This window comes from Bradyrhizobium sp. CB1717 (assembly GCF_029714325.1).
Classification (GTDB): Bacteria; Pseudomonadota; Alphaproteobacteria; order Rhizobiales; family Xanthobacteraceae; genus Bradyrhizobium.
In genome coordinates, this window is sequence record NZ_CP121666.1 from 1,997,478 (window position 1) to 2,022,868 (window position 25,391).

Here is a 25,391-nt window from a genome sequence, read left to right on the forward strand (position 1 = left end):
ACTCTTGTGCGAGATTCGCCTCACGAGTCCGTGACGGCCATTCCCGGATCGATACAGATGGGCCACGCTGGTTCTGCCTCTCTCACGATTGCTGCACAGCACATCTTTGATGGCATCGACATGCGCGGGCCGGGATCGGTCAGGATCGCGCAGGGACGGATTGAAAGCATCCGCTTCGACGAGGCCGCGGGAGCGTCGATCCGCCTTCCCCGGGACGCGGTCCTTGCACCCGGATTCATCGACATCCAGGTGAACGGAGGCGGTGGCGTTCTTCTCAACGACCAGCCAACCGAGGCCGGCGTTCGCCGCATCGTCGAGGCGCACCGCGAGGCCGGCACCACGGGCTGCTTGCCGACCCTCATCTCCGATCGAAGCGAGGTCATCGAACGATTGGCTGCAACAGCCGAGGCGTGCCTCGAAATTCCTGGCGTGCTCGGCTTTCATCTGGAAGGTCCGGCCCTCAACAGGTCCCGCAAGGGCATTCACCCGGACGCCGAGATACGCGTGCCCGATCGGCGCGACCTCGCCGCCATCAAGAGTTTCGGGGACCGCGGTCGCTCCATTGTGACCTTGGCCCCGGAATGCGTGCCCGCGTCCATGATCGATGAATTGATCGGCGCCGGATTGCGTATCGCGGCCGGTCACAGCGACGCCACCGCAGCCGAAATCGGGCAGGCGGTCGATCGCGGTGTCTCGGGGGTGACCCATCTGTTCAATGCCATGTCGCAGTTGAACGCCCGGGAGCCGGGCCTGGTGGGCGCCGCGCTGGGCGATGACCGGTTGTTCGCAGGAATCATCTGCGACGGCATCCACGTCGACCCCACCGCTTTGCGTGTTGCCTTCCGCTGTAAGGGACGCGATCGATTGATGCTGGTCACCGATGCCATGCCATTGGCGGGGACGAACGACCGGCAATTCATGCTTCAGGGCAGGGAGATCACGTTGCAGAACGGTCGCCTGACTGGCCGGGATGGCACACTCGCGGGCGCTCACCTCACCATGATCGAGGCGGTACGCAACGCAATTGCGCTCATCGGAATCTCGCTCGTCGATGCCCTCATCATGGCGTCCCGGACGCCCGCTTCATTTCTGGGCCTTGGCTCCGAGCTTGGACGGATCGCGCCGGGATACCGCGCGGATCTTGTCGCCTTCAATCCGAATTTTGAGGTCGTCGGCACCTGGATAGGCGGTGTCGGTTCGATGGGCGAGACGAGCAAGGCTTCCGAGCGAGGTTAGATGCGCAATCATCCCGTCATCGTGCAGAAATATGGTGGTGTCTGTCTTGAAACACCGGCGAAGATTCGCGCGGTTGCGCGCAGTCTCGCCGACCTGCACGGCCGCGGTCATCGTGTCGTGGCGATCGTCTCCGCCATGGGCACGACCACCGACCAGTTGATTCAGATGGCTTATCAGGTGAGCCCTGCTCCCAACCGACGCGAGCTCGATATGCTGCTGACGACCGGTGAGCGCATCAGCATGTCCCTGATGAGCATGGCGCTTTCCGATCTCGGCGTGCCTGCGATCAGCTTCACCGGCAGCCAGGCCGGCGTGATGACCGACGACTCCCATTCCTCCGCGCGAATTCTGGATGTACGGCCCATTCGCGTGCTCGAGGAGCTCGATCGCGGACGCGTTGTGGTGCTGGCAGGATTCCAGGGCGTGAACCCGGCGACCAGGGAAATCACCACGCTCGGCCGGGGCGGCAGCGACACCACGGCCGTCGCGATGGCCGCTGCGCTGAAAGCCGAACGCTGTGAAATCATCAAGGAGGTCGACGGAATCTGTTCGGCCGATCCGCGCATCGTGCCGGATGCAAGGCCCCTGCGGCACGTGGACTTCGCATCCCTGTCGGAGATGTGTTTCTGGGGTGCAAAGATCCTGCATTTTCGCAGCGTAGCGCTGGCGCAAAGTCAGGATGTGCCTCTGGTCCTCAAGCAGTGGGGTGGCGTCGAACACAGCACGCAAGTGATGAAAGAGGTTTTAGGCATGGAAAACGGGAAGGTTCTCGCCGTCAACTCGATCGCTCGTATTGAGCATGTGGAAATCGATTCCAGGGATCTCAATCACGGTTTCGAGAAACTCGCGCAGCATCTCAAGCAAAACAGCCTGTCGTGGCCGCAGCTCCTTGCATCACACTTCGCCGCAGGAAAGACCAGCATGACCGTGGCGTGCGATACGGAGTGGTTGGATGCCCTGTTGCGCACGCTGGAGCACGCCAAGGATCTGCGCAAGCAGCGCGAAGCGTCAAGCTCGGTGAGTCTCACCTGCTTCGGCGGCATCTCGTCGGAATTGCCGTTCAGCGCGTTGCAGGTTCTTGGGGCTCACGGGATTGTCCCTGACAGGTACGTGTTGTCACCGCATTCGGTCAGCCTGTTTGTCCCCGTGGAGGACCGGGAGGCCGCGGTCAAAGCGTTGCATGCGCTCGTCCAGCAAGCTTAGGATGCTGAGAGGCATCGCGAACACGAGCTGACGCGAGAGCCGTTTGCAATATCGTCGATTGGGATCATAGCGGGCGCTTTCAACCAAAAGGCGTTTGCAGCCGACGACCCACATAGTAAGCGAATGAACATTCCTGGCAGCCCGATCATGAATGAAAAAGGGGCGCGTCCCTCAACGAGACCTTCGCGCCGTCCGTACCGGTGGCAGCGCTCGGGCGGCTTGATCTCGCTCATCCTAAACGGCGATGCGATACCGTCCACAAGCGAGCGTCCAGAGCGGCTTGTCATGCCGGGCTTCGGCTGGCGGTTGAAGGATGATGAGGTCGCTGCACTTGGGACATTTGTTCGCCAAAGCTGGTCGAATGCTGCGTCAGCCGTGACCACGGCAGACGTGGCGAAGCTGCGAGGGGCAGTCAACACCACACCGTGATAGTCAGGCCAAGCGGTGTCGATAGTGGCTCCGGATAGCCCGCGGTGCAGATCGGCGCGCACCAACTTGTCCTGGTAGTCGGTGTGCGCTCGCAAGGTCGGCAAATCTTGCAGGAACCGGTTCGGATCGCCTTCAAGAAAAAGAGACCGATTGCCGCGAGGCGCGGAGTTCACCGTGGCGAAGGGCCGAGCGGAAGAGTCTTTCCGCGGCGTCAAGTTCAAGCAAACGACATCATCGCCAAGGCGGTCGACACGACCGCGGGATGGTCCGCGTACAGCGCGAACGCCCAGACCCACGAGGCCCATCATAGCCGCGGTATGATGTTCATCAAATTCCATCACACTGAGGAACACAGGAGCCGCGCGCGACGACACTTGGTCACTAAGTAGTTTCCGATACGAAACCAAGTAGAACACCGGATGATCCTTGCAGGGCCGGCCCGCCAATATTTCAACCTGACTGCCTTTTCCCCGGCGGCCCGGCCTTGGGAGGATCCTTTGCAGCTGACTCCGAGAGAGTTCGACAAGCTGCTCGTCTACATGATGGCAGATGTTGCACTAAAACGAAGAGCCAAGGGCCTCAAGCTCAACTATCCAGAAGCGGTCGCTGTCATCTCGGCGGTCGCCCTGGATGGTGCTCGCGCCGGGAAGACAATCGAAGACGTCACCAATGAGGCGCGTACCGCTCTGACCAAGGTTGATGTGATGGATGGCGTCGCCGATCTCATTCCAATGGTGCAGATCGAGGCGGTGTTCACCGACGGCAGTCGCTTGGTGACGGTGCACACGCCCATCCAGTGAGTGCCTGACAGGAGGCTAACATGGCTGGACCAAAAGTGGGCCCCGCTGTTGCCGCAACGATCGACCCGGCGACAGAGGACGTACCGGTCGGCGGTTACGTGTGCAGTTCAGCGGCGATCACATTCGATGCCGACCGTCCGGTGACGACGCTCAAGGTGCGCAATGCGGGTGACCGCCCGATCCAGGTCGGATCGCACTTCCACTTTTTCGAGGTCAATCCTGCGCTGGAATTCGATCGCGCTGCGGCCTTCGGGTTACGCCTGAACATTCCTTCATCGACGGCAACGCGGTTCGAGCCCGGTGACGAACGCGATGTTCAGCTGGTTCCCTACGGCGGCAAACGCGCCGTCTATGGTTTCAACAATCTCGTCGACGGTCCCACCGCAGGCCAGGACGCCGCCTCGGTCAAATCCAAGGCGGTGGCGCAGGCGACGAAGCGAGGCTTCCGCTCGAAATAAGGCGTGACGTCGCGTCGAAAGGCAAATCTTGAACGAGGGCCAGTATGCCTACCATGTCTCGGCAAGAATATGTCGGCCTCTTCGGTCCGACGACGGGTGATCGCATCCGTTTGGGCGATACGGGCTTGTTCGTCGAGATCGAGCGCGATTTGCGTGGCGGCTACGGCGACGAGCTCGTCTTCGGTGGCGGCAAGAGCATGCGTGAGGGCATGGGCATGGATAATCAGGTGACCCGCGCGGGCGGTGCTCCTGACCTCGTGATTACCAACGTGACCGTGATCGACGCGGTTCTGGGCGTCGTGAAAGCGGATGTTGGCATCAGGGATGGCCGCATCTGTGCGATCGGCAAGGCCGGCAATCCGCAGACGATGGATCGCGTTACGCCTGGCCTTGAGATCGGACTGGCCACCGATGCTATCTCAGGCTCACACCTAATCCTGACCGCCGCCGGGATCGATACGCACATTCATTTCATTTCTCCTCAGCAGGCGGAGGCGGCGCTCTCAAACGGCACTACGACGCTGATCGGCGGCGGTACGGGCCCTTCAGACGGCTCAAATGCGACGACGGTGACATCGGGTCCCGGAAACATCAGGATGATGTTACGCGCGTTCGAAAACTGGCCGCTCAACGTCGGCATCCTAGGCAAGGGGCACGGACACGGCAAGGCGGCTCTGGTTGAACAGATCGAAGCGGGCGCGGTTGGCGTGAAATGTCACGAAGACTGGGGCACCACCCCGGCAGTACTTCGGTCCGCGCTCACCGTCGCGGACGAGACCGACACTCAAGTGTGCATCCATACCGACACGCTGAACGAGTCCGGCTTCATCGACGATTCGATAGAGGCGTTCGAGGGGCGGACGGTTCATTCGTTCCATACCGAAGGGTCCGGCGGCGGCCATGCGCCGGATATCATCAAGATCGCCGGCCTTCCCAACGTCCTGCCGTCTTCGACCAACCCCACGCTCCCCTACGGCATCAATTCGCAGGCGGAGCTCTATGACATGATCATGGTGTGTCACCACCTCAGCCCCGACATCCCGTCGGATGTGGCATTCACTGAGAGCCGCATCCGCGCCGAGACCATCGCCGCGGAAAACGTCCTTCAAGATCTCGGCGTCATCTCGATGTTCTCAAGCGATTCGCAGGCCATGGGACGCATCGGGGAATGCTGGCTGCGTTGCATCCAGACCGCCGATGCAATGAAGACCGGGCGCGGAAAGCTGCCGGAGGATGCGCCGGGCAACGATAATTTCCGGGTGCTGCGCTACGTGGCGAAGATCACGATCAATCCGGCGATCACGCACGGTATCGCAGACGTGCTGGGATCGGTTGAGGTCGGCAAGATCGCTGACCTCGTCCTCTGGGAGCCGGCGTTCTTCGGCGCCAAGCCCAAGATCATCATCAAGAACGGCTTTATAAGCTGGGCGGTCATGGGCGATCCGAACGCGTCCTTGCCAACGCCGCAGCCCACCTACTATCGGCCCATGTTTGGTGCCTATGGTGATGCGTTGGCGGCCAACTGCATCACGTTCGTCTCCGGTGCGGCGCATGCCGCCGGGATCAAGGATCGCCTGGGGCTCCGCCGGCAGGTGATGCCGGTGAGAAACGTGCGTAAGATCGGCAAGCGCGACATGGTTCGAAATGCCGGGACGCCGAAGATCGAGGTCAGTCCGGAAACGTTCGCCGTGACCGTCGACGGCAAGCACGCGACCGTTCCTCCCTTGAAGGCGATCTCGCTGAACCAGAAGTATTTCTTTAGCTGAGGAGCCTGCCGTGATCCTGATCGAGACCGTTCTGGGCAATATCGGTGATCCGGCATGGACCGGGCGTTTGGCCGCTGCCGACATAGACCTGATCGAGATCGACCAGTGGGAGGCGCAAAAGAGCCGCTTCCGCAAGACGACCACAAAAGGCGCTGAGGTCGCAGTCTCCATCGATCGTGGCACGCATATCCGCGATGGCGACGTTCTGCTGTGGGATGCCCAGGCGCTCTCGGCACTCGTCGCGCGAATCGAGCTGCGCGACGTAATGATCGTGCATCTGCACGATCTGACGAGTCTCTCGCCCGAAGTGGCAATGCGCACATGTGTTGAATTGGGCCACGCGATGGGCAATCAACACTGGCCGGCGCTGGTCAAGGACAACCTCGTTTACGTCCCGCTGACCGTCGATCGCAAGGTCATGGCGTCCGTCATGAATACGCATCGTTTTGACGGCATTCGCTACGAGTTCGTGCCTGGCCGAGAGGTCGTTCCCTACCTCGCTCCGCATGAATCACGTCGGCTTTTCGGCGGCGCGGAAGGACCGGTGCATTCACACGCGCATGACAGCTACGCCGGTGTCGAGGCCGAGACGGGACACGTGCATGGGCATCCGCCGACGCACGTCCACGCCCATCCGGGAGCCGCCGTTCAGGGGCAAACATCGCCGGCAACGACCGGTTCTGCACGTGACCATCGAGAGTGACTGCGCCGAAGCGTCGAACAGCGCCGCATTCCTTTCGCGGATGCTGCAGTTTGGTGACTCGATGTTCCCCATTGGCGCATTCTCGTTTTCTTCCGGCCTGGAATCCGCGGTTCAGGAGGGCGTCGTCACCGACGTGGCCACACTTCGCGCGTTCGCGCATACCGCCATCGAGCAGGCGGCGCGTGGCGACTGCATCGCCCTGATCGCTGCGCATCGCGCGGCAACTGCCGACGACGTCGACACCCTCGTCCGAATCGATGCGCAGGTCTACGCGCGCAAGCTGTCCGATGAGGCGCGGGTCATGTCGGTTCGCATGGGTAAGAAGTTCACAGAAATGGGCGTGAAAGTGGTGGGCGTGCCGCTGCTTCGCAGGTGGCGCGAATGCATTGAATCGTCCGTAACTCCAGGTTGCTACCCCACGGCGCTGGCGATCTGCTTTGCCGTACAGAGGCTGCCTGCCAGCCAGGCGTTTGTCGTGCACCAGTATGGCGTCGCGACGACGATCCTCGGCGCCGCCTTGCGGCTGATGAGGGTCAGCCACGTGGACACGCAGAAGATTCTCTACGAGCTCACTGGACAGGCAGCAGAGATGTACGCGACCGCGGCAGCGGCGCGGCTTGCCGACATGGCAGGCTTTGCTCCGTTGACGGAAATTCTGGCCGCTGTCCACGCCCGAGCGCATGTTCGCCTGTTCATGAACTGACGTCGCATGGAGTTTCCAATGTCGAACAGTATCACGCGCATAGGCATCGGCGGCCCGGTCGGGTCGGGCAAGACCGCAATCGTGGAAGCCATTACACCGCGTTTGCTCGATCTCGGCATCAAGGTACTCATCATTACGAACGACGTGGTCACGACCGAAGACGCCAAGCATGTCCAGCGGACCCTCAAGGGCGTTCTGCTCCAGGAGCGCATCATCGGAGTGGAGACGGGTGCCTGCCCTCATACGGCGGTGCGCGAAGACCCAAGCATGAACCTCGCCGCCGTCGAGGATATGGAGCGGCGCTTTCCGGATAGCGATGTCGTGCTGATCGAAAGTGGAGGCGACAATCTGACGCTGACGTTCTCGCCGGCGCTGGTGGACTATTTCATCTATGTCATTGACGTCGCCGCCGGCGACAAGATCCCCCGCAAGAACGGACCCGGGATCACCCATTCCGACATCCTGGTCATCAATAAGACCGATCTTGCGCCTCACGTCGGCGCCAGCCTTGACGTGATGAGGCGGGATTCGCAGATGATGCGCGGCCTCAAGCCGTTCCTGTTCACGAACTGCAAGACGGGGGAGGGGATTCCGGAACTGGTCGCGCGGATCGAGCGGGAATTCCTGTTCGACATCAAGCCACGGTCACGGCGGACAGCATGATACCGGCGGCCCTCCCTCCTTGGAGTCGCGCTGAAGCGCTTGGCGCATCGAGGCCGGAATTCGCCCTGTTTCAGGATGAGCCACTGCAGATGAGGAGCCGTACCGTCGGAAAGACGGGCTTCCTACGTCTGGGCTTCGAGCGCCGCTCCGGCCACACGATCTTGGCGAACCTGGAGCGCCGCTCGCCCTACATGGTTCAGCGTGCGCTCCATTGCGACGAAGGAATGCCGGGGCTCGCCTTCGTGTTCCTCATCACGACCACGGGCTGCGTGCTCCAGGGGGACAGGCTTGCTCTCGACGTCACCTTGGGTCCACGCGCACAGGCGCACGTCACCTCGCAATCGGCGACCAAGATTCACGCGATGGACGCCAACTATGCGGCGCAGAGCCAGACCATTACGCTTGCGGATGACGCCTATCTGGAGTTTCTTCCCGACCCCGTGATCCCGCATCGGCATTCGCGGTTTCTCAGCGACACACAGATCTCCGTTGCTCCGTCGGCCACACTCCTCCTTTCGGAGATCATTCAGCCGGGCCGCAAGCACCATCATCCCGACGAGTGCTTCGGAGCAACGGTATTGTCGATAGCGACGTCCGCGGTGCGTCCCGATGGTCGTGCGTTGTTCACGGAGAAGCTGGTGATCGAGCCGCGGCGATACGGGATGCGGCAGACCGGCGTGATGGACTCCTTTGACGTGTTCGCCAACGTGATCCTGTGCGCACCCAAAGACACGGCCGAACGCATCCACGAGCGGGCGGGGGCCGGTGTGAACCTTGCGGATGGCCTGGCGTTCGGCGCTTGTCATCTGCCGAATGATGCCGGCCTGATCTACAAGGTGCTGGGCCGCGAAACCACGCAGGTGAAGGCCAAGGTACGCGAGTTCTGGGGAGTGGTACGTGAAGAGGTCATCGGCGCCGCACTACCTCCGCCCTATCTGTGGCGTTAGCGGATCGGCGATGCCAACGGTTGACCGCCAGCAGCGGGACGACACGTTCGAGGAGGCCGCAATGGAAAAGATCTTGGCAAGCTGGGAAAGCCTTTGCGCCTCGTCAGGTGGATTGCGATTCTTGGACATCAATTTGCGCAGCATCGGGCAAGTCATGTTTCAGGACAACCCGCTGACGGGGATTCTCTTTCTGGCCGCAATCGCCTGGGGGTCATACGTAGCTGGTGTGCCCCAAGTAGCAATTGCGGGCGTCCTCGCCGTCGTCGTGTCAAACCTGACGGCGCATTGGCTTCGCGTCGATACCGAGTCGCTCCATTCCGGGCTCTATGGCTTCAACGGCATCCTCGTCGGCCTTGCGCTGGCGACGTTCCTGGCTCCCGGAGCGCTGCTTTGGGTGTATGTGATACTCGGAGCGGCCGTATCCGTCGTCGTGATGCTTGCCACCACCAACGTCGTCAAACCATGGGGTGGCGCACTCACATTTCCGTTCGTGCTCACAACGTGGCTTCTCTTGTTGGCCACGTATGGATTTTCCGGCCTCGCGGGAAGAGCACTGCCGTCCGGCAGCATAGTCACCGCGTTCCAGCCCTACCAAGCCAGCCCGCTCCAGTTGATTGATCTTGCCCAGGGAATGTTCCTGAGCATTTCGCAAGTCTTTCTAAAAGCCAGTGCCATCGCAGCGCTGCTCCTGCTTGCGGGGCTCGCCGTGAGCTCGCTCTCAGCTGCTGCCTTCGCTCTCGGAGGCGCGATATTGGCTGTACTGACGGCTCATCTTTTCGGCGCCGAGAGCGACCTGATCATCGGCGGTCTCCTTGGATTCAGCCCGGTCCTGACAGCGATCGCACTTGGTACCGTCTTCTATCAGCCGAGTTGGCGCGTCGTGGCCTACACGGCCCTCGCCACGGTGTTCACGGTGATCACCCAGTCAGCCTTGAACGTTGCGCTGACCCCGTTCGCCATTCCGGCGCTGACGGCCCCTTTCGTCCTTGTGACGTGGCTGTTCCTGCTGCCGCGGCAACGCCTGGAGCCGGCATCTGCCGTTACGCGCGATGCCGAAAAGCCTGCTTGATTGGGGCGGTCCGTAAGCAAGACAGCGACGGCTCAATCATCGGCCTCGATTCGGAGAAAGTGAACCATGGGACTCTTTGGGGTACTGCTCGGCTTAGCCCTCCTCATGTGGCTCGCGTATCGGGGCGTCAGTGTTCTGCTGGTTTCTCCCATCGCAGCCCTCATCGCGGCCAGTTTCTCAGGCGAACCGCTGCTCGCCCACTGGACGCAGACGTTCATGAGCGGCGCAGCGCGGTTCGTAGCTCAATGGTTCCCCATGTTTATGCTGGGCGGGCTGTTCGGAAAGCTTATGGGCGACAGCGGTTCGATCAGTTCCATCGCGCAATATTTGACCAACAAGCTGGGAACCAGCCGCACGATACTCGCGGTGGTGATCGCCTCGGCCATTGTGACCTACGGCGGCGTGAGTGTGTTCGTGGCATTTTTCGTGCTTGTGCCCATGGCTCATGAGATGTTCCGGGCCGCGGATATCCCGCGCCGGTTGTTGCCGGCAACCGTCGGCCTCGGTGCATTCACGTTCACCATGTCGGTGATGCCGGGCACGCCTTCGGTCAACAACGCCATTCCGATGCCGTACTTCGGCACCACCACCTTCGCGGCCCCCGGACTGAGTATCATCGCGTCGGCCATCATCTTCGCCTTTGGCATGTGGTGGCTTGGCCGCGCTGAGGCGGCCGCGCGCAAGGCTGGCGAAGGCTACGGCGGCGAGGCGGAAACTGCTCCTGTCGTTAGCGAGATGGTTCGCGAGCAGGCGGCGCCGGCGGGCGACTTCGACCCGGCCGAGTTGCCGCATGGCAAGCGGGCCGAGAGCGGACCGAGCTTCGCCCTAGCCGTGCTGCCCCTCGTCGTCGTTATCGTCACGAATTTCCTAATGTCGCTTGTCGTATTCCCGCGGCTCGATTTTTCGTTCCTGTCCAAGGACCAGTGGGGCGGGACTACAATCGGGGCCGTGTCTGGTGTCTGGTCCGTTGTCGTGGCTCTCGCGGCAGCAAACGTGACCGTTCTCCTCATCAACTTGCGACGCTTGCCATCCCTCCGCGAAAGTCTCGACGCTGGCGCAAATTCTGCGGCCTTACCGATGCTGATGATCGCTAGTCTTGTCGGCTTCGGCGCAGTGGTTGCCGCGTTGCCGGCATTTGCGACGGTTCGCGATGCGGTATTCTCGGTTTCTGGAGGACCGCTGGTCGCATTGACCGTTTCGATGAATGTGCTGGCCGGGCTGACTGGTACTGCTTCCGGCGGCATGGCAATTGTCCTCAATGCGTTTGGCGACGACTTCGTGCGTCTTGCCGCTGAGCATCACATCGATCACGAATTGATGCATCGTATAACGACGATGAGCGCGGGTACCCTGGACGCGCTTCCGCACAACGGTACGGTATTGCTGCTATTGCAAATCAGTGGCCTGACTCACCGCGAAAGCTATCTCGACATGGTGATGACGGTGATCGTCAGCTGCATTATCGCGCTTGTGGCTGTCTTGATACTAGGCTCGGTTTTTGGATCGTTTTGACGACAGCTGAACTACTACCAGTTGATGTGCGGGTGGGCCCTGCAGGACTCGAACCTGCAACCAGGCGTTTATGAGCGGGAGAATATTGGTCAGCTTCGTTGTTCTTCCTGCGGTCTTGCTCGATCCCAGTCGCCTTCGCTCCGTTTCGCTCACGCGTTTCTGGTGCGAAACTGGTGCGGTGCTCCGGAATTGGCCTGTGGGCCATAAGCCGGTCATCGGCAGCCTTTGGTGGTGCAAAGCGGACCTTCGAACACGCAAGTTGCAGAGGGGTCCAAGACCGGACCAAATCGGGCCACTGCGCGCTTAATAGGCGTTTAACGCTTTTGCGCAACAGATGGATCACCAGCGCGGAATTAGTCCTACTTGCAAGTGCGAGCCGAGCTCCCGGGGAGGGAATCGCATGGGACTGCTTTTTGTTGGAGTGCTGGCAGGAGTCCTGATCGGCTTTGGCTGGTTCGCGCCTTCCCGAGGGTATTTCCTTGGGTGTGCGTCACGACCCTGTTTCGACCGGGTTGCGGTCGCCCGACCTGCGCAGCCAACGCCGACGGCATTGGCGCCGGATCCCGTGATCGTCAAATCGAATTCTGCAACTCCGGGAACGTCCGGCAAGAAATCATCACCAAAGAAGAGCGGATCGGTCGACCTCGCCAAAGCGGCGTCACCGCGGACGAGGGTCAGCGTCCCGGCATCCGAACGGCCCGCGGAAGTATCGGATTCTGTCCTGGAAAAGGCGAAGGTCACCATCGCCACGAAGATGGAGGATCCAGGATCGGCCGAATTCACCGAAATGAAGCGCACGATGCGAAAGAACACGCTTGGACGCCCCGTGGATACGATTTGCGGGCGTGTGAAGGGAAGAAGCACATCAGGCGGCGAGACCGGAGAGAGACCGTTTCTTTATCTCGTGAAGGAGGATGAAGCATATGTCGTCGACGGCAAGTCGGGGTCGGCGGCGTCAACGGCGTATCGAAATATCTGCAATTAGGGAATGCGTCGACTGCGTCACCGCGCGGTACGCGCCCAAATGATTTGAGCGGAAAGAATTTCCACCCAGGCGCCAGGTAAACCCGCAGTGGATAACACTGGCGGCGGCACTGCGCCGCTCTCGTGATGTTCATTCAGGCTGAATGCAGCAGCAGGGGAGACGCAATACGGAATGGGAATTTGGCGGAAGCTCTTTTCATCTCGAGGAAATCATGGACGACATAACCAACTCCTCAAAGCGGCTCGATGGATCGCTTCACTTTCCGGTTCTGGTAATCGTCGAACCGCTCCTGTTGCCTCGCACATGTATTCTGAGCGTCCTCAGGCGGGAACTGGCGGAATTCGAGATCCTCGACATGGCAACGGTCGAAAGCCTGGACTCCACGTCAACCCGCGATGTTCGTCTGGTGGTGCTGAGTATCGCAGACAAGCCCATCGACGATCCCTCGGTTGAGGGCAGTCTCGCCTTCGTCGCGGAGTGTTGTCCCAACGCCGCCGTTGCAATCCTGTCGAACCATGACGACGAGCCGACCGTGCAGGCCGCGATGCAGCGGGGCGTGCGCGGCTTTCTTTCTACCTCGCTGCCGATCGAGATCGCCATAGCTGGCCTGCGTCTTGTCCTGGTCGGCGGCGTCTACAGGCCGTTGCCCGTCGCCGGGATGAACAGGATACCGGATTTCGAGGCGCCAGATGCACGCGGGCTTGCGCGCGCATATCTTGTGAACGAGGGAGCCGGAGTGACTATCGAAAGGAGCGTGACGGATCTCACGCCTCGTGAGCAACAGGTTCTGGCGGAATTGGAGCTCGGCCTGCCCAACAAGCTGATCGCCGCCAAATTGAACCTCTCGGAAAGCACAGTCAAAATGCACATCCAGCATATCATGCGGAAATGTGCTGCGCACAATCGGACGGAAGCCGTGCTCCGCTGGCGCGGCCGGTTGCCGGCGCAGGGTCGCGACCACGACCCCGGCGCAGGTCCGATGCAGGAGACTTAGTCCTCTCTGAATGCACCACGGAAGCTGTCGAGCAGGGGCCTGAGCGCGTAGAGAGCCACGGTACCGCGCCCTGTCGTGATGAACACTTGAACCGGCATGCCGGGGACGATCGGGATGTCGTTTGCGACGATCTGCGCGTCGTCGATCCGGATTTTGGTCGCGTAATATGGCTGGTCGGTACGCTTGTCGAGGAGCCGGTCTGCGGACACGTGCACGACAGTTCCCTTCAGGCGAGGCACGCGACGCTGATTGTACGGTACGAGGTGAACCTCGGCATTGAGGCCGGGATGAACCACATCGATATCCTCGGGCCTCAGGCGCGCGGTCACGATGAGACGGTCTTGCCGGGGCACCAGGTCCATGAGCGGAGCGCCCGCTCCGATGACGCCACCGGCTGTATGAATCCGCAAATCGGTTATCACGCCGTCCTCTGGCGCCTTGACCTCCGTTCGCGATAGCTGGTCCCTGGCCGCAAGCAACCGCTCGCGGAGCTGGAATATCTGGTTCTGTGCTTCACGAAGCGACTGTGCGATCTCGTTCTGCCTCTCGCTCTCGAGCTTGAACAAGGTGGCCTGTTGTTCGCTGATGACTTGCGCGGCGCGGGAAATCTGCGCGGCGATCTCGCCGCGGCGGCCCTCAACGTCGGCCAGCTCCCGCTGCAGGTTCAGAAGCCGCGGCCTCCGTTCGAGCCCCTTGTTGACGAGGGTCGCGACCATGTCCAGCTCCTCCCGAACGATGTCGACCCGCTGCCCGGTGGCGGTTTCCTGGGCCTTGAGACCTTCGATCTCCTTCTCGACCTGACGCCTTCGTTCGCGAATGACCGCAAGCTGCGACTCGTGAACCTGCAGGCGTGCCTGGAAAATGAATTGCTGGGCCGACACTGCAGCGGCGGCGACTCCGCTCTGCCTGCTGTCCTGTTCCAGCGCGTCCGGAATTGCGATCCTCTCGAATCTCTGCTGCTCTGCTTGAAGCCGTGCGGCACGAGCAGCTGCATCCCAGAATTGACCTTGAAGACTTTGCACCTCCGAGCTCGCCCGGGTATCCTCCAGCGCGACCAGCGTTTGGCCGCTGCGCACGCTATCGCCATCCGAAACCAGGATCTTGCTGACGATACCACCTTCCAGATGTTGGATCGTCTTGCGACTCGATTCCGATTCCACGACGCCGGATGCGATCGCGGCGCTCTCGAGAGGCGCGAGGCTCGCCCATGTACCAAGCCCCAGCATGAAGCAGAGCACCAGCAGATTGCCCGCGACGGTGATAGCGCGAAGCCTTCCGCGTGGCGAGGTCGGCGTAGGCGTCGAGCACCATGGAAATTCCAGAGGCTCGAAATCGTCGATTGCGGTTACCACGACGCCAGATCGTCGGGCGGGCGGGGGGCACGCCGGCGCTCGCATGAGCCGGTCCCAGATCATGGGAAGTCTCGAGACGGCAGGATGCTTCCAGATGGTGAGAGAATTCCAGATCATGGCGCAACCTGCGAAGTAACCTGGGGTCGGCTCAGGTGCCGTTCAAAGATGTCCTCGCTGTCGCCGAACGCGGCGACCGCACCGTCTTCCATGATGGCAATCTTGTCCGTGGCGGCGAGGAGACCCATCCTGTGAGTGACGACGACGAGGATGACGCCCGCGAGCTTCATGCGCTCGATGGCATCCAGGAGCATTCGCTCGCCCCCGTAGTCGAGGCTGGCGTTGGGTTCGTCGAGAACGATGAGGCGTGGACTGCCGAAAAATGCGCGGGCAAGACCGAGGCGCTGCCGATACCCGCGTGAGAAGATTGTTTCACTGTGAACCACCGTGTCGTAACCCTGCGGCAGGCGCATGATCGCCCCATGGATTCCGGCGAGCTTGGCCGCTTCGACGACCTTCCGCCGGTCCGCATCTTCAAGGCGTGCGATGATGTCGTTGATGGTGTCGCCGATCAGATTGATGTCCTGAGGGAGATATCCGAGGCCGTCGCCGTTTCGGCCCTCGCGAAGCAGCGAGACGTCGGTATTGTCGAGGAGGACACGGCCATGCGTCGGCATCGAGAGCCCGGCGATCACCTGGCCGAGCAAGGACTTGCCTGACCCGGACGGACCGATAATGCCAAGGCATTCTCCGGGCATGAGGCTGAAGGAGACGCCGTTCAGCAGAAGATGGTCGGTCCCCGCAAGCCACACGCCCACATTGTCGACGACGAGGCCGCTTCGCGCCTGCGGCGGGAAAACGCCCGCGCTCTCCTGCCGGGCGACCGGGAATGCGGCGAGAAGTGCGCCGAGCCGCTGACAGGCGCTCACGGCCGTCACGAGTGATTTCCAGCCTGCGACCGCACTTTCGACCGGCGCGAGCGCCCGGCTGAACATCAGCGTAGAAGCAAAGATGATTGCCGGACTTTTTCCGTGATCGAGGACGAGCCACGCGGCAGCCCCCATGATCAAGACCTGCGACAGCGCGCGAACCGGCTTGGCGGCCAGTGAGACGATCTCGCCTCGCCGGAGCGCCACGTCGTGCTCTCTGCGCGCGTGCTGCGAGTCACGGTGGATCATGCGCGCAGCGCTATCGAACATTCCCATGGCGCGGATCATGTGGATGTTGCTCGCGGCAGTCTGAAGGCGACCGTAGCTTCTGGAGAGCGCGGCGCTGGACCTGAGCAAAGCGTCTTCCGTGACCAGCTCTCCGGCGACCGTGAGTGCGAACAGGAAGGCGACGCAACAGGCGCCCACCACGCCAAGCAGGGGATGGATCAGAACGAGGACAAGGAGGAACAAGGGCGCCCAGAGCGCGTCGAACAGCATCGTACATGAGCCGGACTCGACGAACTGGCGCAGCACGGTGAGGTCCCGATATGCGCCCGACGCTTGCGTCCAATCGCTGCGAAACGCCGATTCGAGGCCGGCCGAAAGCACGCAGGGACGAAGGCGATCGTCGAGCCAGGCGCCGAGGCGTCCAAGGACGGCGCGCCGCAATGCATCGAACACGCCGCCGACGACCACTGTGATCGCGACTATGAGCGTGAGCAGGAGCAACGTGTCGCCGCTCCGGCTCGACAACACCCGGTCGTAGATCTGAAGAAGATAGATGGAGGGTGCAAACAGTAGCAGATTGTAACTGCAGCTATATGCGAATACGAGACCTAGCGGTCCCACGCAGGACCGGAGGGCTGTGTGCAGTGGCGTCCGGATCTGCGGCAGGATGGGCAACCGAATGGGCGGCATCAGCATGATCGTCACCGCCTGAAATCGAGGTCCGGCGCACTTGACCGATGGTCAACGCAATCCGGCAACGGCATCGGTAGATCTTTGGCGTGAAATCCGGGACCGGCGGCCGCGGCAGCCGGTCCCGCCAGTCGGACGAGCGGCTCGTCAGAGCGTGTCGAGATGGAAGGTCACCCCGCCACCCCATGCGAAGTTGCCGTCTCCGCCATCGCCGCCGATGCCGGCGACAACTTCCTGGTGCTGGTCCACCGCGAGCTTGTTGATCTGGGTGGCATCCGTGTTGGCGTAGACCTTGGAGGTATCGTAGCCGCTGTAGGACTTCTGGCTGCCGTTCGACTCGGCGTCTCCGCCATGAGCCTTGGAGAACACCGAGGCCTTGGCGTTGGCGCCGCCGGCATCCCAATCCGCCGTCTGTTTGACGTGATCGCCGGTGCTCACGTGCACGTCGGCGCCTTCCGCCTTGTTGGTCGGATCGTAGTTGACAGTCGGCTTGCTGATGATGGCTCCCTTGAAAGTACCGTCGCCGCCATTTCCGGCACTTTGACCACCGGTATCGATCGATTTGACCTTGATCGTATCCGAGATGTTGATTGCCTTTGGCATCATTTGAGGCCTCCGTCGTTTTGTTGGCTGTCGTGCAACATCCATCCCGATCAGGCGGACGCGCACGGCAAGTCTGATCCGCCCGTGCGCGGGAACGATAGATGTCAAATCGGACACCATCCGGTTTGATGGGCCTACGTACGAAAGTACGACATTTTGTCAGCGGAGGGCGCCTCTGCGCGGGCTTTGCATGCGAAGAGCGGCGACGGCGCGTGCCGCGATGCGATCGGCCATGCGAGCGATGCGATGTTTCGTTATGCCACCAGGTGAAGATCCGACAAGAGATGCGCGGCATCGCCACCCAGCGCGAGGTTGCCGGAGCCGCCGTCCCCGCCAACGCCGGCGATCTGGGTCGCACTCTGGTCGATGTGCACGTTGTTGACCTGATCGGCCACGGCCGTCGAATGTGGACCTGCGATTGCTATGTTGATGGGTGCATAGATCGCGACGCTGACGTCGATCAGACTGCCCGCAAAATAACCGTTGCCGCCATTGCCTGCGCTGTTCGAACCGGTCGCGATCGTATCGGACCCGCCCCACGGATTATGGGAGAGAAGGTTTGCATGGCCGCCAGCTGCGGCGTTGTCGTTGCCGCCGTGCCCGCCAATGCCAGCGATCTGAACCGCGGATTGATCCACGGAGACATCATTTATCTGGACCGCGTAAGCGCTGGAGCCATAGCCCGCGATTGCGATGTTGATCGGGTTGTACACGACAAACGAGGTATGGACGAGTTCCCCGTAGAACATGCCGTCACCGCCATTGCCGGCCTGGCTTCCGCCCGTTTGAACGTCAAAGATGCTCGATCCCCAACTGGGGTCGAGCGTGATGACGCTGCCGCCGGCGGCCACATTGCCATGTCCGCCGCTTCCGCCGACGCCCGCGATCTGCGTGGCCGATTGGTCGATGTCGACCGTGTTCGACTGACTTGCATGTGCCGTGCCGCCCGAGCTCGCCAACGCAATATTGATCGGATGATAGATCACCACGGGAGCGTCCACGATCGCACCCGAGAAATGGCCGCTGCCGCCGTTTCCGGCGCTGTTGTCGCCGCTCGCGATCACGCCGGAGCCTGAAAACGTACTGATGCTCCCACCCGCTGCAATGTTGTTATTGCCGCCATGGCCGCCGACGCCGGCCATTTGAAAAGCGGATTGATCGACATTCAAATCGTTGGACTGGTTGGCCAGGGCGACCGAGCCGTATCCCACGCTGATCGAAATGTTGATCGGTTCGTAGATCAACAGGGACGCGTGAATGATACTTCCGTAAAAGAAGCCATCTCCGCCGTTCCCTGCCGTGTTCGCCCCGCTCTCGAGCGAAGCAATGCCCTTCTCGGGAAAGGATGCGCCGGCAGGAGGCTTCGTGGACGAAACATCCAGGCCTTCTGCGGCGTGGTTGCCGGCGTGGCCGCCCATCTCGCCACCCGATGGGGGATGTTTGGATTGAACCGGGTCGGAGTCTCTATGATGGGTATTCGCGCTCGCGGCGTATGCTCCAGGACCAGCAAACGGGCCGGGACGATGGACCAGGGCGCCACCGCCGACCGGGTCAGCCACGAACGGAGCACTCGACGCAGGGCCCAATTCGTCCGCGCCATCGTACCCATCGTGGCGATGAGAGGCGTGATGCAGCCGGATTCCATCCGACATCCGCGTAAAATCCATCGTGGCCTCCCTCATCGCAATCGCTCCGTGCGATCGGACGGGTTCTGCACTCCGGAGAGAATGTCGTCCCGGGAAGGTCGAATGCCCAGCCGTCAGTTCGGACATAGCGCTCGTCCGGCAGCCGTAACATCGGCTACATCCGTTCGGGTGTGGTTACAGCCTTTACATCAATTCCCCCGCTCCGCACTCATCTCGCCTGCGGCGAAAATGAATCCGCCGCATTGCCGGATTTGAACCGTATTGCGACCTAGGCCGCGGCCAAAGCTCGTGTCGGGGCAGGGGGCGCAATACCGGAGGTTTTCATGTCCGGTCATTTGCGATCTTGTTCCGCCGCTTCTGTATTTCTTGCAGCTCTCTCGACGTCGTCCGCGTCTGCGAACCCACTTTCCGCATTCTTCAAGCCCGAACCCGCGACAACCCCTGCGCCCGCTTCAGCGGAAGTGAAGTGCTTGTCGCGGCCCGGCAAAGTGATCGATTTATTGGTGGGCCCGGCAGGACTCGAACCTGCAACCAGACCGTTATGAGCGCGAGGATAACGGTCAGCTTCGTTGATCTTTCAGCACTTTCATCAACATTCGATCGCGTTCATTGCGATTCGTTCAGGTTGTTTCTGCTGCGAAGCTGGTGCGATAGCCCTGGGGAGTGTCCTGCCGAAAGTGACTTGAGGTAATCGACGATTGGGCCGGCGTGTCGTGCTCCTTCTTCGGCAGTGCGGCGATGTGTTCCCTGGCATCGCGCAGCGTCACCAGCTTGCGGCTACCCACCTCAATCGGATCGTCGAAAGGCCGCCGCAGCCCCGTTCGGTCATTCGTTGCGCAAGAGTTTGCTGTTCCTATCCGGAAGAGTACCGACAATGTGTTGAAACGAACAGAACGGCGCTGCGAGCTGAGTAAGCTCATAGTCGCTTGATCTTCCCCAAAGTCCAAGCACCCCAAACGGCCCCGGCCTCAACGCCCCCACGAAACCCCACGGCCGGGGCCGTCTCTGCCAGCTAGCTTTCGGCAGCGCCGGAGCAATCAAGGCTGTGCGCCGTCCGCGCGAAGTGATGAGATCGGAATCCCATTGCAGGTGGCTGTGATCCAGCCGGGCGGATCTATGGCCGGCGCAGGAAGGACTGGCCAATATTCGATTGCGGTAACTGAAAAACAGGAAGAGACTTTGACGGTCGGACCCAACAAGCCCTTACGGCTATCACCGAAGGAGGAGGGAATGACCGCCCACAATTACGGATGGAAGCCGCCCACTGCCGCCCAGCGTGAGGCGCAAAGGCTCTTCAAGGAAACCGATGCCAAAGTGACGATGTCCGAGTATGAACGCACCCAAGCGGCGTTTCATGCGAACCGCGAGAGGCTAAAGGCTGAACGACTTGCACGCGAGGCCGAAGCGGCGGCCCGGAAGCACAAAAACCTGATCACGGCCCACTCTCCGAATGTGCATGGCGGTCTGCGGCACCGCTGATACGAGCATAGCGATCCTCGCCTTGGCTCAGCAATCGCACGCAAGTCCCGCTTTCGTGCAGCTCAAGCCGGCCGCGTTCGACGGCAATTGCAGTCCAGCACTGTCACCGTAATCGCTGCCTGCTCGATGGGGCTGCACGATCGTCTATTCATCGCACTGACCACGTTGGCGATGCCAGGAGCGGCGGCATTGTGCGTCGCTGCGCGAGCCGTCTTCGGCTTCTAAGGCCTGGAAGGCCAAGCTGGATCGCTGCCGCAGGTTCGCACGCGGCGCTCCCGCCAGCCCTGCCCGTCCCAGAAGCGCTGGGTATTCCAGTGGCAGGGAGGCATCGCCTCGCCAACCGGGGCATCGACATAGCCCGACCAGTACGGCGTGCCGCGTGGTGGTCCGGGATAAGTGCGCGGATACGGATTGCCGCCGGGTCCGTAATCATCGCGCGGATACGCTGGCGAGCCTGCTAAAGCGGCCAAAGTCGCGGCGGCAGCGAGAGCCGATAACGTCTTCCTCATGGTGAACCTCGCAATAGGTCAGACTACCATATATGGGGCGATCAACAGACAGACCGCTCGCCGTCGTAAGTGGGAATGGCGGGTATGTGCCCCCTTAGGCGACACCGCCTTGCAGGGTTGGGAAAGTACCCGTGCCGAAGCCAAGTACCAAGCCGAGCGCGGTATGTTTCTCCTGTTGATGGGGACGCGCCCGAAATCATGCCCCTTCAAACGTCGCGAGTTTGACGAGCAGGGTAACAGCGGTAAGTGCTCCCGAACGACGGCTGCCGTTTGTGCACCTTGGCGTGGCTGAAGATCTCCAACAACGAGCGTTAGCTTCGAAACGCTCAGATGGCTTTGCGAAGGGCTGCGCGGGCGAATGTTCCAAGTTGGAACGCCAATGATTGAGCGAGGCGGCACAGGTTCGCCTGCACGAGGGTTGAAGAAACGGGTTAAGGTTGCAGCCCCATCAAGGGCTGGAAGGCAAGTTCAATGACTACAATCAAGCTCTTGTCGATTGGATTGATCGCGATCGCCATGCTCACGTCATCCGCCGTGGCTCGCGAGCCACGCGTCAAAATCCGCGTGCCTATGAGGCTTCCGGTTGAACCGGATGGCCGCTGGATCATCTGGGGCGGCATTCCAATATGGTTCGGTCCATCGGTCCGGGGCTGGCCCGGCCATACTTGTGACGAGGGCGACAATGCCAGGATATGCTGAGATGCGGAGGACCTGAGATCAGAAAACTGCGAAAGGGATTTCCGAGAAACTGCGAACGCAGGACGAACATAGAGGTCGGTGAGCGATCCGGCTAAACATGGTGGCCGGGCGAACGGTGATCGCACCCCCAAAGGAGGGCAAGCATGGAACGCACAAAGAAAACTCTTCCGCTCTTGGCCATTCTTTTCCTCGCCGTGCTGTCGAGCGGCGAGCGTTTCGGACACGTTGCCAAAGCGCAAACCGCTACGAGTACGCTCGCAGCTCAAATCCGCAGCCAAGGCTTCGATTGCGACCAGCCGCAGAAGGCAACGCGCGACGTCAAGCTGTCAAAGCCGGATTACGATGTCTGGGTTCTGACGTGCAAGAACGCGACCTACAGAATTGGCCGATATCCCGACCTGCCGGCAAAGGTCGAAAAGCTGCAATAGGGCCTCCGCTTGCCGCGCCCCCCGATAACGGTGACAGTGCACAAAACTCTGCAAGCTGAAGCGGCGGATCCTCAGTGACGCATTCGTCAAATTCGGTCCGTCTTCAGGAGGTCGTGACCGGCCAAAGATGCCCCCCTCCACCGAGCGGGGCGTCTCCCTTGCTAATCGCTATCAGCTTGCGGGATTGCGCGCCGTGACGATCCACGTCGCGCCGTTGATCATCACCGACCGCTCGCCGGCGCGGCCCGCGAAGGCGGCACGAACCGCGGCCGAGGCGCGGGCGCGGATGTCCTCTGGCTGATCAGCGAGCGCGCGCGACAGCGGGCCGACCTCGAACGTCATCTTCACCGCGTCGTCGATCGCCGCGTCCCGCGTCGCGCCCTCGCCAAACGGGACGGAAGCATCGAAGGGCGCGATAGCGATATCGGTGAAGCCGGCCGCCGTCAGGATGCGAGCCACCCGCTCCCGATCGCCGAACGAGAATGGGCCGGGCGCTTCGGGATCGGGCGGCGCCGTCGGCGGGACGATGCCCTTGATCGCGCCCATCGGCAGGCGCACCCAATCGTTCTCGGCCGCGCCACGCCAGCAGACGAAAGCGACCCGCCCGCCCGGCTTGAGCGCGCGGCGCATATGGGCGAACGCCCCTGTCGGATCGTCGAAGAACATCACCCCGAAACGCGAGAACAGGATGTCGAACGCCCCCTCGGGCAGCTCGGCGCTGCTGGCGTCGGCCACGCGGAACAGGGCCGGCGTATCCCCTGGCGCAAGCGCGCGCGCCCGGGCGATCAGCGGTTCGGATATGTCCACGCCCAGCACTTGGCCCCCCGCGCCGACGCGCGCGGCCAGTGCCAGACTCGACGCGCCCGCGCCGCAGCCGACGTCCAGCACGCGCTCGCCCGCCGCGGGCGCGGCGGCTTCGATCGCGGCCTGGCCGAACACCGCCAGCCTGGCGTCGAGCCGGGCCTGGTGGGCGATCCAGCGCTCCCCGCTTTGGCCATTCCAGTCGGCGACCCGATCGGCATTGTGCTGTGCCATGACATATCCTTGTTTGATGCGCTTTTGACTAAGCGCTCCGATGCCAAAGCGCGCATCGTCCCCAGCGATCCCGCCTCCACCAGCGATAAGACGCCAGACCTGCGTGTGATCGCCTCTTGCGTCGAGATCGGTGCCGCCTTGCGCCGAACTTCGAAGGACAACCGCGCCCGCGGCAACCGGAGAAGGGAATCTGTGCGCTGATGGCGGCATCACACGAATGATCCGCGTTAGCTCACGATTGGTCCAGCCGCAGCTTCATCCAAACCGGCACGAGCTTGGATAGCGAGGCTTCGTTCTGCAGCCTGCGAGTCGAAGTATTCCTCAATCGAATAAACCTTGCCCCATCGCAACCTGAAGACGTGGACGCCCCTGTTCACATACGAGCTTTGGCCGTCAAGTAGCCTCGCGTTGGCCCGCCACTTGACGAACACTGTGGTATTCCATGGCCAACCCGTCACCTCGACCTGCTCAATATCTATGTGAAGCTTCGGGAAAACACGGCCCATGCGCTCGAACCACTGCTTCACCGATTGCTTTCCATGTCGCTCACCCCCCAACGCATGATCTCCGGCAACCCAGTGATACGCGTTTGGTGTTAGGCCCTTTGCAGCATCATCCCAACGCTGGTTGTTGACATGATCGAAGCTCCTGCGGATCTCTTTTTTGACAATTAGACTGTAGACCATTGATGCCCCCTGTTGTTGGATGGCCGACGGCTCTGCAAGACGGATGGATACTTTCCAGATATTGAAAGCTGCTCCGGGTAACGACGGCGATCTGTTGGGAAAGCTGGCTGACGGGCGGCCACGCAGACGGCAGCGGCGCAGTAGTCAGAGCCAGCGGCGAACCTCGGCCTTGTAGCGGCGGTAGTCGTCCCCGAACTTCGCTTCGAGATAGCGCTCCTCGCGGGCGATCACCTGCGTCTGGATCGCGATCAGCACCAACGGGAGCAAGGCGAAGGCGATCGGCCCGTCGAAGCCGATCGCAAGGCCGGCATAGATAAGCGCCATGCCGAGATACATGGGATTGCGGGTCCACCGATAAGGACCGGTCGTTGCGATGAGGGTCGTTGGCTGCGACGGCGGAACGTTGGTGCCCAGCCGCCGGAACAGCCCCGCCGCCGCAAGCATCATCGCCGCGCCGGCAACGAACAGCAGCGCGTCCGTCGCGACCAGCAACCGCCAGTCGATGCCAAAAGAGCGCAGGGTGACGAACCGCTCCGCCGCCAGCCCCAACAGCAGCGCTCCCAGATAGACGAAGGGCGGAGGGAAGCGCACACCCGCGCTGTCCGGTTCCACGGCCATGCTCATCTCCAATCTGTGCTCTCAAACCACCATCGACTGCTGGGCGAAGATGCCCGCCATCGCGCCCTGCGATGATGCCTGGGTGACCGAGGGCAAGAAGGGCGTGGCGAGGTCGCCGGCGGCGTAGATGCCAGGCATGCTGGTTTGACGGCGCTCGTCGACCTTGAGGACGATGCCGGCGGGCGTCGCCACGGTGGCAAGGCCCAGTGATTCATGCAGGCTTGCGGACGGCTTGTTGCGCGGATTGGCGAACAGGATGTCGACCGCGACATTGCGGCCGGTATCGAGATTGACGGTGGCGATATGGCCCTTGTGATGGGCGATCTCGACGATCCGGCCATCGACGACAGGTACGTTGCGGCGCGCCAGATCGGCCCGGATATCGGGCGGAATGTCGTGACCATCGGCGAAGAGAATCAACTTGTCGGTCCAATCGTGGAACAGCCTGACCTGATTGTGAGACTGCGGACTGGACCAGACGAGGCCCCAATGCTGGCCGGCGACTTCAAAGCCGTCGCAATAGGGGCAGGGCACGATGGACGTGCCCCAGCTTTCGGCGTAGCCCGGAACATCAGGCATCTGGTCGGCGACACCATAGCTCAGGATCAGACGACGCGCCGCAAAGCTTTGGCCATCGGACGTGAGGACATTGAAATCGTCGATGGCGCCGGAGACGCTTTCGGCCCGGGCACTGACCAGCTTGATCGTGGGATAACGCGCCAGCTGCTGCCGCGCCTCGGCCAGGATATCCAGCGGCGGCTTGTGATCGTGGCCGAGCAGGCCATGCGAGTGGGCTGCGAACAGGTTGCGCGGCAGACCGGTATCGAGAACGGTGACCTTGCGGCGGGCACGGCCGAGCTGCAGGGCGCCGGCGAGACCGGCAAAGCTGCCGCCGATGATGATGACGTCATCCATGGTGATGGGATCCGTGTTGTGGATGGAGGGAGGCGGGTTGGGCTTGGCGGTGGCCTGAGCGCGGGCGAGGCCGATGGTGGAAAGCGCAGCCAACTTCAGCAGGGCTCGT

Annotated in this window: 25 protein-coding genes; 16 read left to right on the forward strand and 9 right to left on the reverse strand. The window is 61.8% G+C overall.

The features are described from left to right. The first annotated feature begins 57 nt into the window (after positions 1-57). The 13 genes from nagA to QA649_RS09585 all read left to right on the forward strand — a co-directional run bounded on the left by nagA (position 58) and on the right by QA649_RS09585 (position 13,468). Positions 58-1,236 (forward strand): N-acetylglucosamine-6-phosphate deacetylase, encoded by a 1,179-nt coding sequence (nagA, locus tag QA649_RS09525; RefSeq protein WP_283023948.1) that lies wholly within the window; start codon positions 58-60, stop codon positions 1,234-1,236. After that, positions 1,237-2,439 carry an aspartate kinase gene (locus tag QA649_RS09530; RefSeq protein ID WP_283023949.1) on the forward strand — a complete coding sequence of 401 codons (1,203 nt, stop codon included), beginning with the start codon at positions 1,237-1,239 and terminating at the stop codon, positions 2,437-2,439. Between the two features lie 926 nt (positions 2,440-3,365). Continuing rightward, the gene (locus QA649_RS09535; protein ID WP_283025997.1) at positions 3,366-3,668 is read left to right on the forward strand and encodes an urease subunit gamma; all 303 of its coding nucleotides are present in this window, start codon (positions 3,366-3,368) and stop codon (positions 3,666-3,668) included. A 20-nt stretch (positions 3,669-3,688) separates the two neighbouring features. Then, entirely contained in the window at positions 3,689-4,126 is a 438-nt protein-coding gene (locus QA649_RS09540) for an urease subunit beta (RefSeq protein WP_283023950.1), read from the forward strand. 44 nt (positions 4,127-4,170) lie between these two features. Then, positions 4,171-5,892: an urease subunit alpha gene (locus QA649_RS09545; RefSeq protein ID WP_283023951.1), complete on the forward strand. Its 1,722-nt coding sequence runs from the start codon at positions 4,171-4,173 to the stop codon at positions 5,890-5,892. A gap of 10 nt (positions 5,893-5,902) precedes the next feature. Then, complete coding sequence (ureE, locus tag QA649_RS09550; protein WP_283023952.1) at positions 5,903-6,595, forward strand: urease accessory protein UreE; 693 nt, start codon at positions 5,903-5,905, stop codon at positions 6,593-6,595. After that, complete coding sequence (locus QA649_RS09555) at positions 6,579-7,298, forward strand: urease accessory protein UreF (protein ID WP_283023953.1); 720 nt, start codon at positions 6,579-6,581, stop codon at positions 7,296-7,298. Before ureE ends, QA649_RS09555 begins: the two co-directional genes overlap by 17 nt. Positions 7,299-7,316: 18 nt before the next feature. After that, positions 7,317-7,961: an urease accessory protein UreG gene (gene ureG, locus QA649_RS09560; protein ID WP_283023954.1), complete on the forward strand. Its 645-nt coding sequence runs from the start codon at positions 7,317-7,319 to the stop codon at positions 7,959-7,961. A gap of 89 nt (positions 7,962-8,050) precedes the next feature. After that, positions 8,051-8,908, forward strand: a complete 858-nt coding sequence (locus tag QA649_RS09565; protein WP_283023955.1) for an urease accessory protein UreD — start codon at positions 8,051-8,053, stop codon at positions 8,906-8,908. A gap of 61 nt (positions 8,909-8,969) precedes the next feature. Next, positions 8,970-9,977 carry an urea transporter gene (gene yut, locus QA649_RS09570; protein WP_283023956.1) on the forward strand — a complete coding sequence of 336 codons (1,008 nt, stop codon included), beginning with the start codon at positions 8,970-8,972 and terminating at the stop codon, positions 9,975-9,977. Between the two features lie 66 nt (positions 9,978-10,043). Beyond that, positions 10,044-11,489, forward strand: coding sequence for a GntP family permease (locus QA649_RS09575; protein WP_283023957.1), 1,446 nt, complete (start codon positions 10,044-10,046; stop codon positions 11,487-11,489). 400 nt (positions 11,490-11,889) lie between these two features. Then, entirely contained in the window at positions 11,890-12,474 is a 585-nt protein-coding gene (locus QA649_RS09580; protein WP_283023958.1) for a hypothetical protein, read from the forward strand. Positions 12,475-12,685: 211 nt separating this feature from the next. Then, positions 12,686-13,468, forward strand: a complete 783-nt coding sequence (locus QA649_RS09585; RefSeq protein WP_283023959.1) for a response regulator transcription factor — start codon at positions 12,686-12,688, stop codon at positions 13,466-13,468. Here the strand turns inward: QA649_RS09585 and QA649_RS09590 are convergent. The 5 genes from QA649_RS09590 to QA649_RS09610 all read right to left on the reverse strand — a co-directional run bounded on the left by QA649_RS09590 (position 13,465) and on the right by QA649_RS09610 (position 19,833). Beyond that, entirely contained in the window at positions 13,465-14,820 is a 1,356-nt protein-coding gene (locus QA649_RS09590) for an HlyD family type I secretion periplasmic adaptor subunit (RefSeq protein ID WP_283023960.1), read from the reverse strand. The two genes, QA649_RS09585 and QA649_RS09590, sit on opposite strands and share 4 nt — an antisense overlap. A 113-nt stretch (positions 14,821-14,933) precedes the next feature. Further along, positions 14,934-16,670 (reverse strand): ATP-binding cassette domain-containing protein, encoded by a 1,737-nt coding sequence (locus QA649_RS09595; protein WP_283023961.1) that lies wholly within the window; start codon positions 16,668-16,670, stop codon positions 14,934-14,936. Between the two features lie 141 nt (positions 16,671-16,811). Continuing rightward, a complete protein-coding gene (locus QA649_RS09600; protein ID WP_035705682.1) occupies positions 16,812-17,270 on the reverse strand; it encodes a hypothetical protein in 459 nt (152 codons plus the stop codon). A gap of 251 nt (positions 17,271-17,521) precedes the next feature. Then, positions 17,522-18,685: a hypothetical protein gene (locus tag QA649_RS09605; protein WP_283023962.1), complete on the reverse strand. Its 1,164-nt coding sequence runs from the start codon at positions 18,683-18,685 to the stop codon at positions 17,522-17,524. Positions 18,686-19,533: 848 nt separating this feature from the next. Next, positions 19,534-19,833: a hypothetical protein gene (locus tag QA649_RS09610; RefSeq protein ID WP_283023963.1), complete on the reverse strand. Its 300-nt coding sequence runs from the start codon at positions 19,831-19,833 to the stop codon at positions 19,534-19,536. Between the two features lie 310 nt (positions 19,834-20,143). Here QA649_RS09610 and QA649_RS09615 point away from each other — a divergent pair, with 310 nt between their 5' ends. After that, the gene (locus QA649_RS09615) at positions 20,144-20,392 is read left to right on the forward strand and encodes a hypothetical protein (protein ID WP_283023964.1); all 249 of its coding nucleotides are present in this window, start codon (positions 20,144-20,146) and stop codon (positions 20,390-20,392) included. A 1,351-nt stretch (positions 20,393-21,743) separates the two neighbouring features. Further along, entirely contained in the window at positions 21,744-22,028 is a 285-nt protein-coding gene (locus QA649_RS09625; protein ID WP_283023966.1) for a hypothetical protein, read from the forward strand. A 171-nt stretch (positions 22,029-22,199) separates the two neighbouring features. Here QA649_RS09625 and QA649_RS09630 read toward each other — a convergent pair whose 3' ends face one another. Beyond that, positions 22,200-23,063: a class I SAM-dependent methyltransferase gene (locus tag QA649_RS09630; RefSeq protein ID WP_283023967.1), complete on the reverse strand. Its 864-nt coding sequence runs from the start codon at positions 23,061-23,063 to the stop codon at positions 22,200-22,202. A gap of 9 nt (positions 23,064-23,072) precedes the next feature. On the opposite strand from QA649_RS09630, the gene QA649_RS09635 reads away from it, so the two are divergent. After that, complete coding sequence (locus QA649_RS09635; protein WP_283023968.1) at positions 23,073-23,264, forward strand: DUF736 family protein; 192 nt, start codon at positions 23,073-23,075, stop codon at positions 23,262-23,264. Positions 23,265-23,290: 26 nt separating this feature from the next. Here the strand turns inward: QA649_RS09635 and QA649_RS09640 are convergent, their stop codons facing one another. The 3 genes from QA649_RS09640 to QA649_RS09650 form a co-directional block, all read right to left on the reverse strand. Further along, positions 23,291-23,749: a nuclear transport factor 2 family protein gene (locus QA649_RS09640; protein ID WP_283023969.1), complete on the reverse strand. Its 459-nt coding sequence runs from the start codon at positions 23,747-23,749 to the stop codon at positions 23,291-23,293. A 144-nt stretch (positions 23,750-23,893) separates the two neighbouring features. Continuing rightward, positions 23,894-24,367, reverse strand: a complete 474-nt coding sequence (locus QA649_RS09645) for an isoprenylcysteine carboxylmethyltransferase family protein (RefSeq protein ID WP_283023970.1) — start codon at positions 24,365-24,367, stop codon at positions 23,894-23,896. Between the two features lie 21 nt (positions 24,368-24,388). Beyond that, a complete protein-coding gene (locus QA649_RS09650; RefSeq protein ID WP_283025998.1) occupies positions 24,389-25,282 on the reverse strand; it encodes an NAD(P)/FAD-dependent oxidoreductase in 894 nt (297 codons plus the stop codon). Between the last annotated feature and the right edge of the window lie 109 nt (positions 25,283-25,391).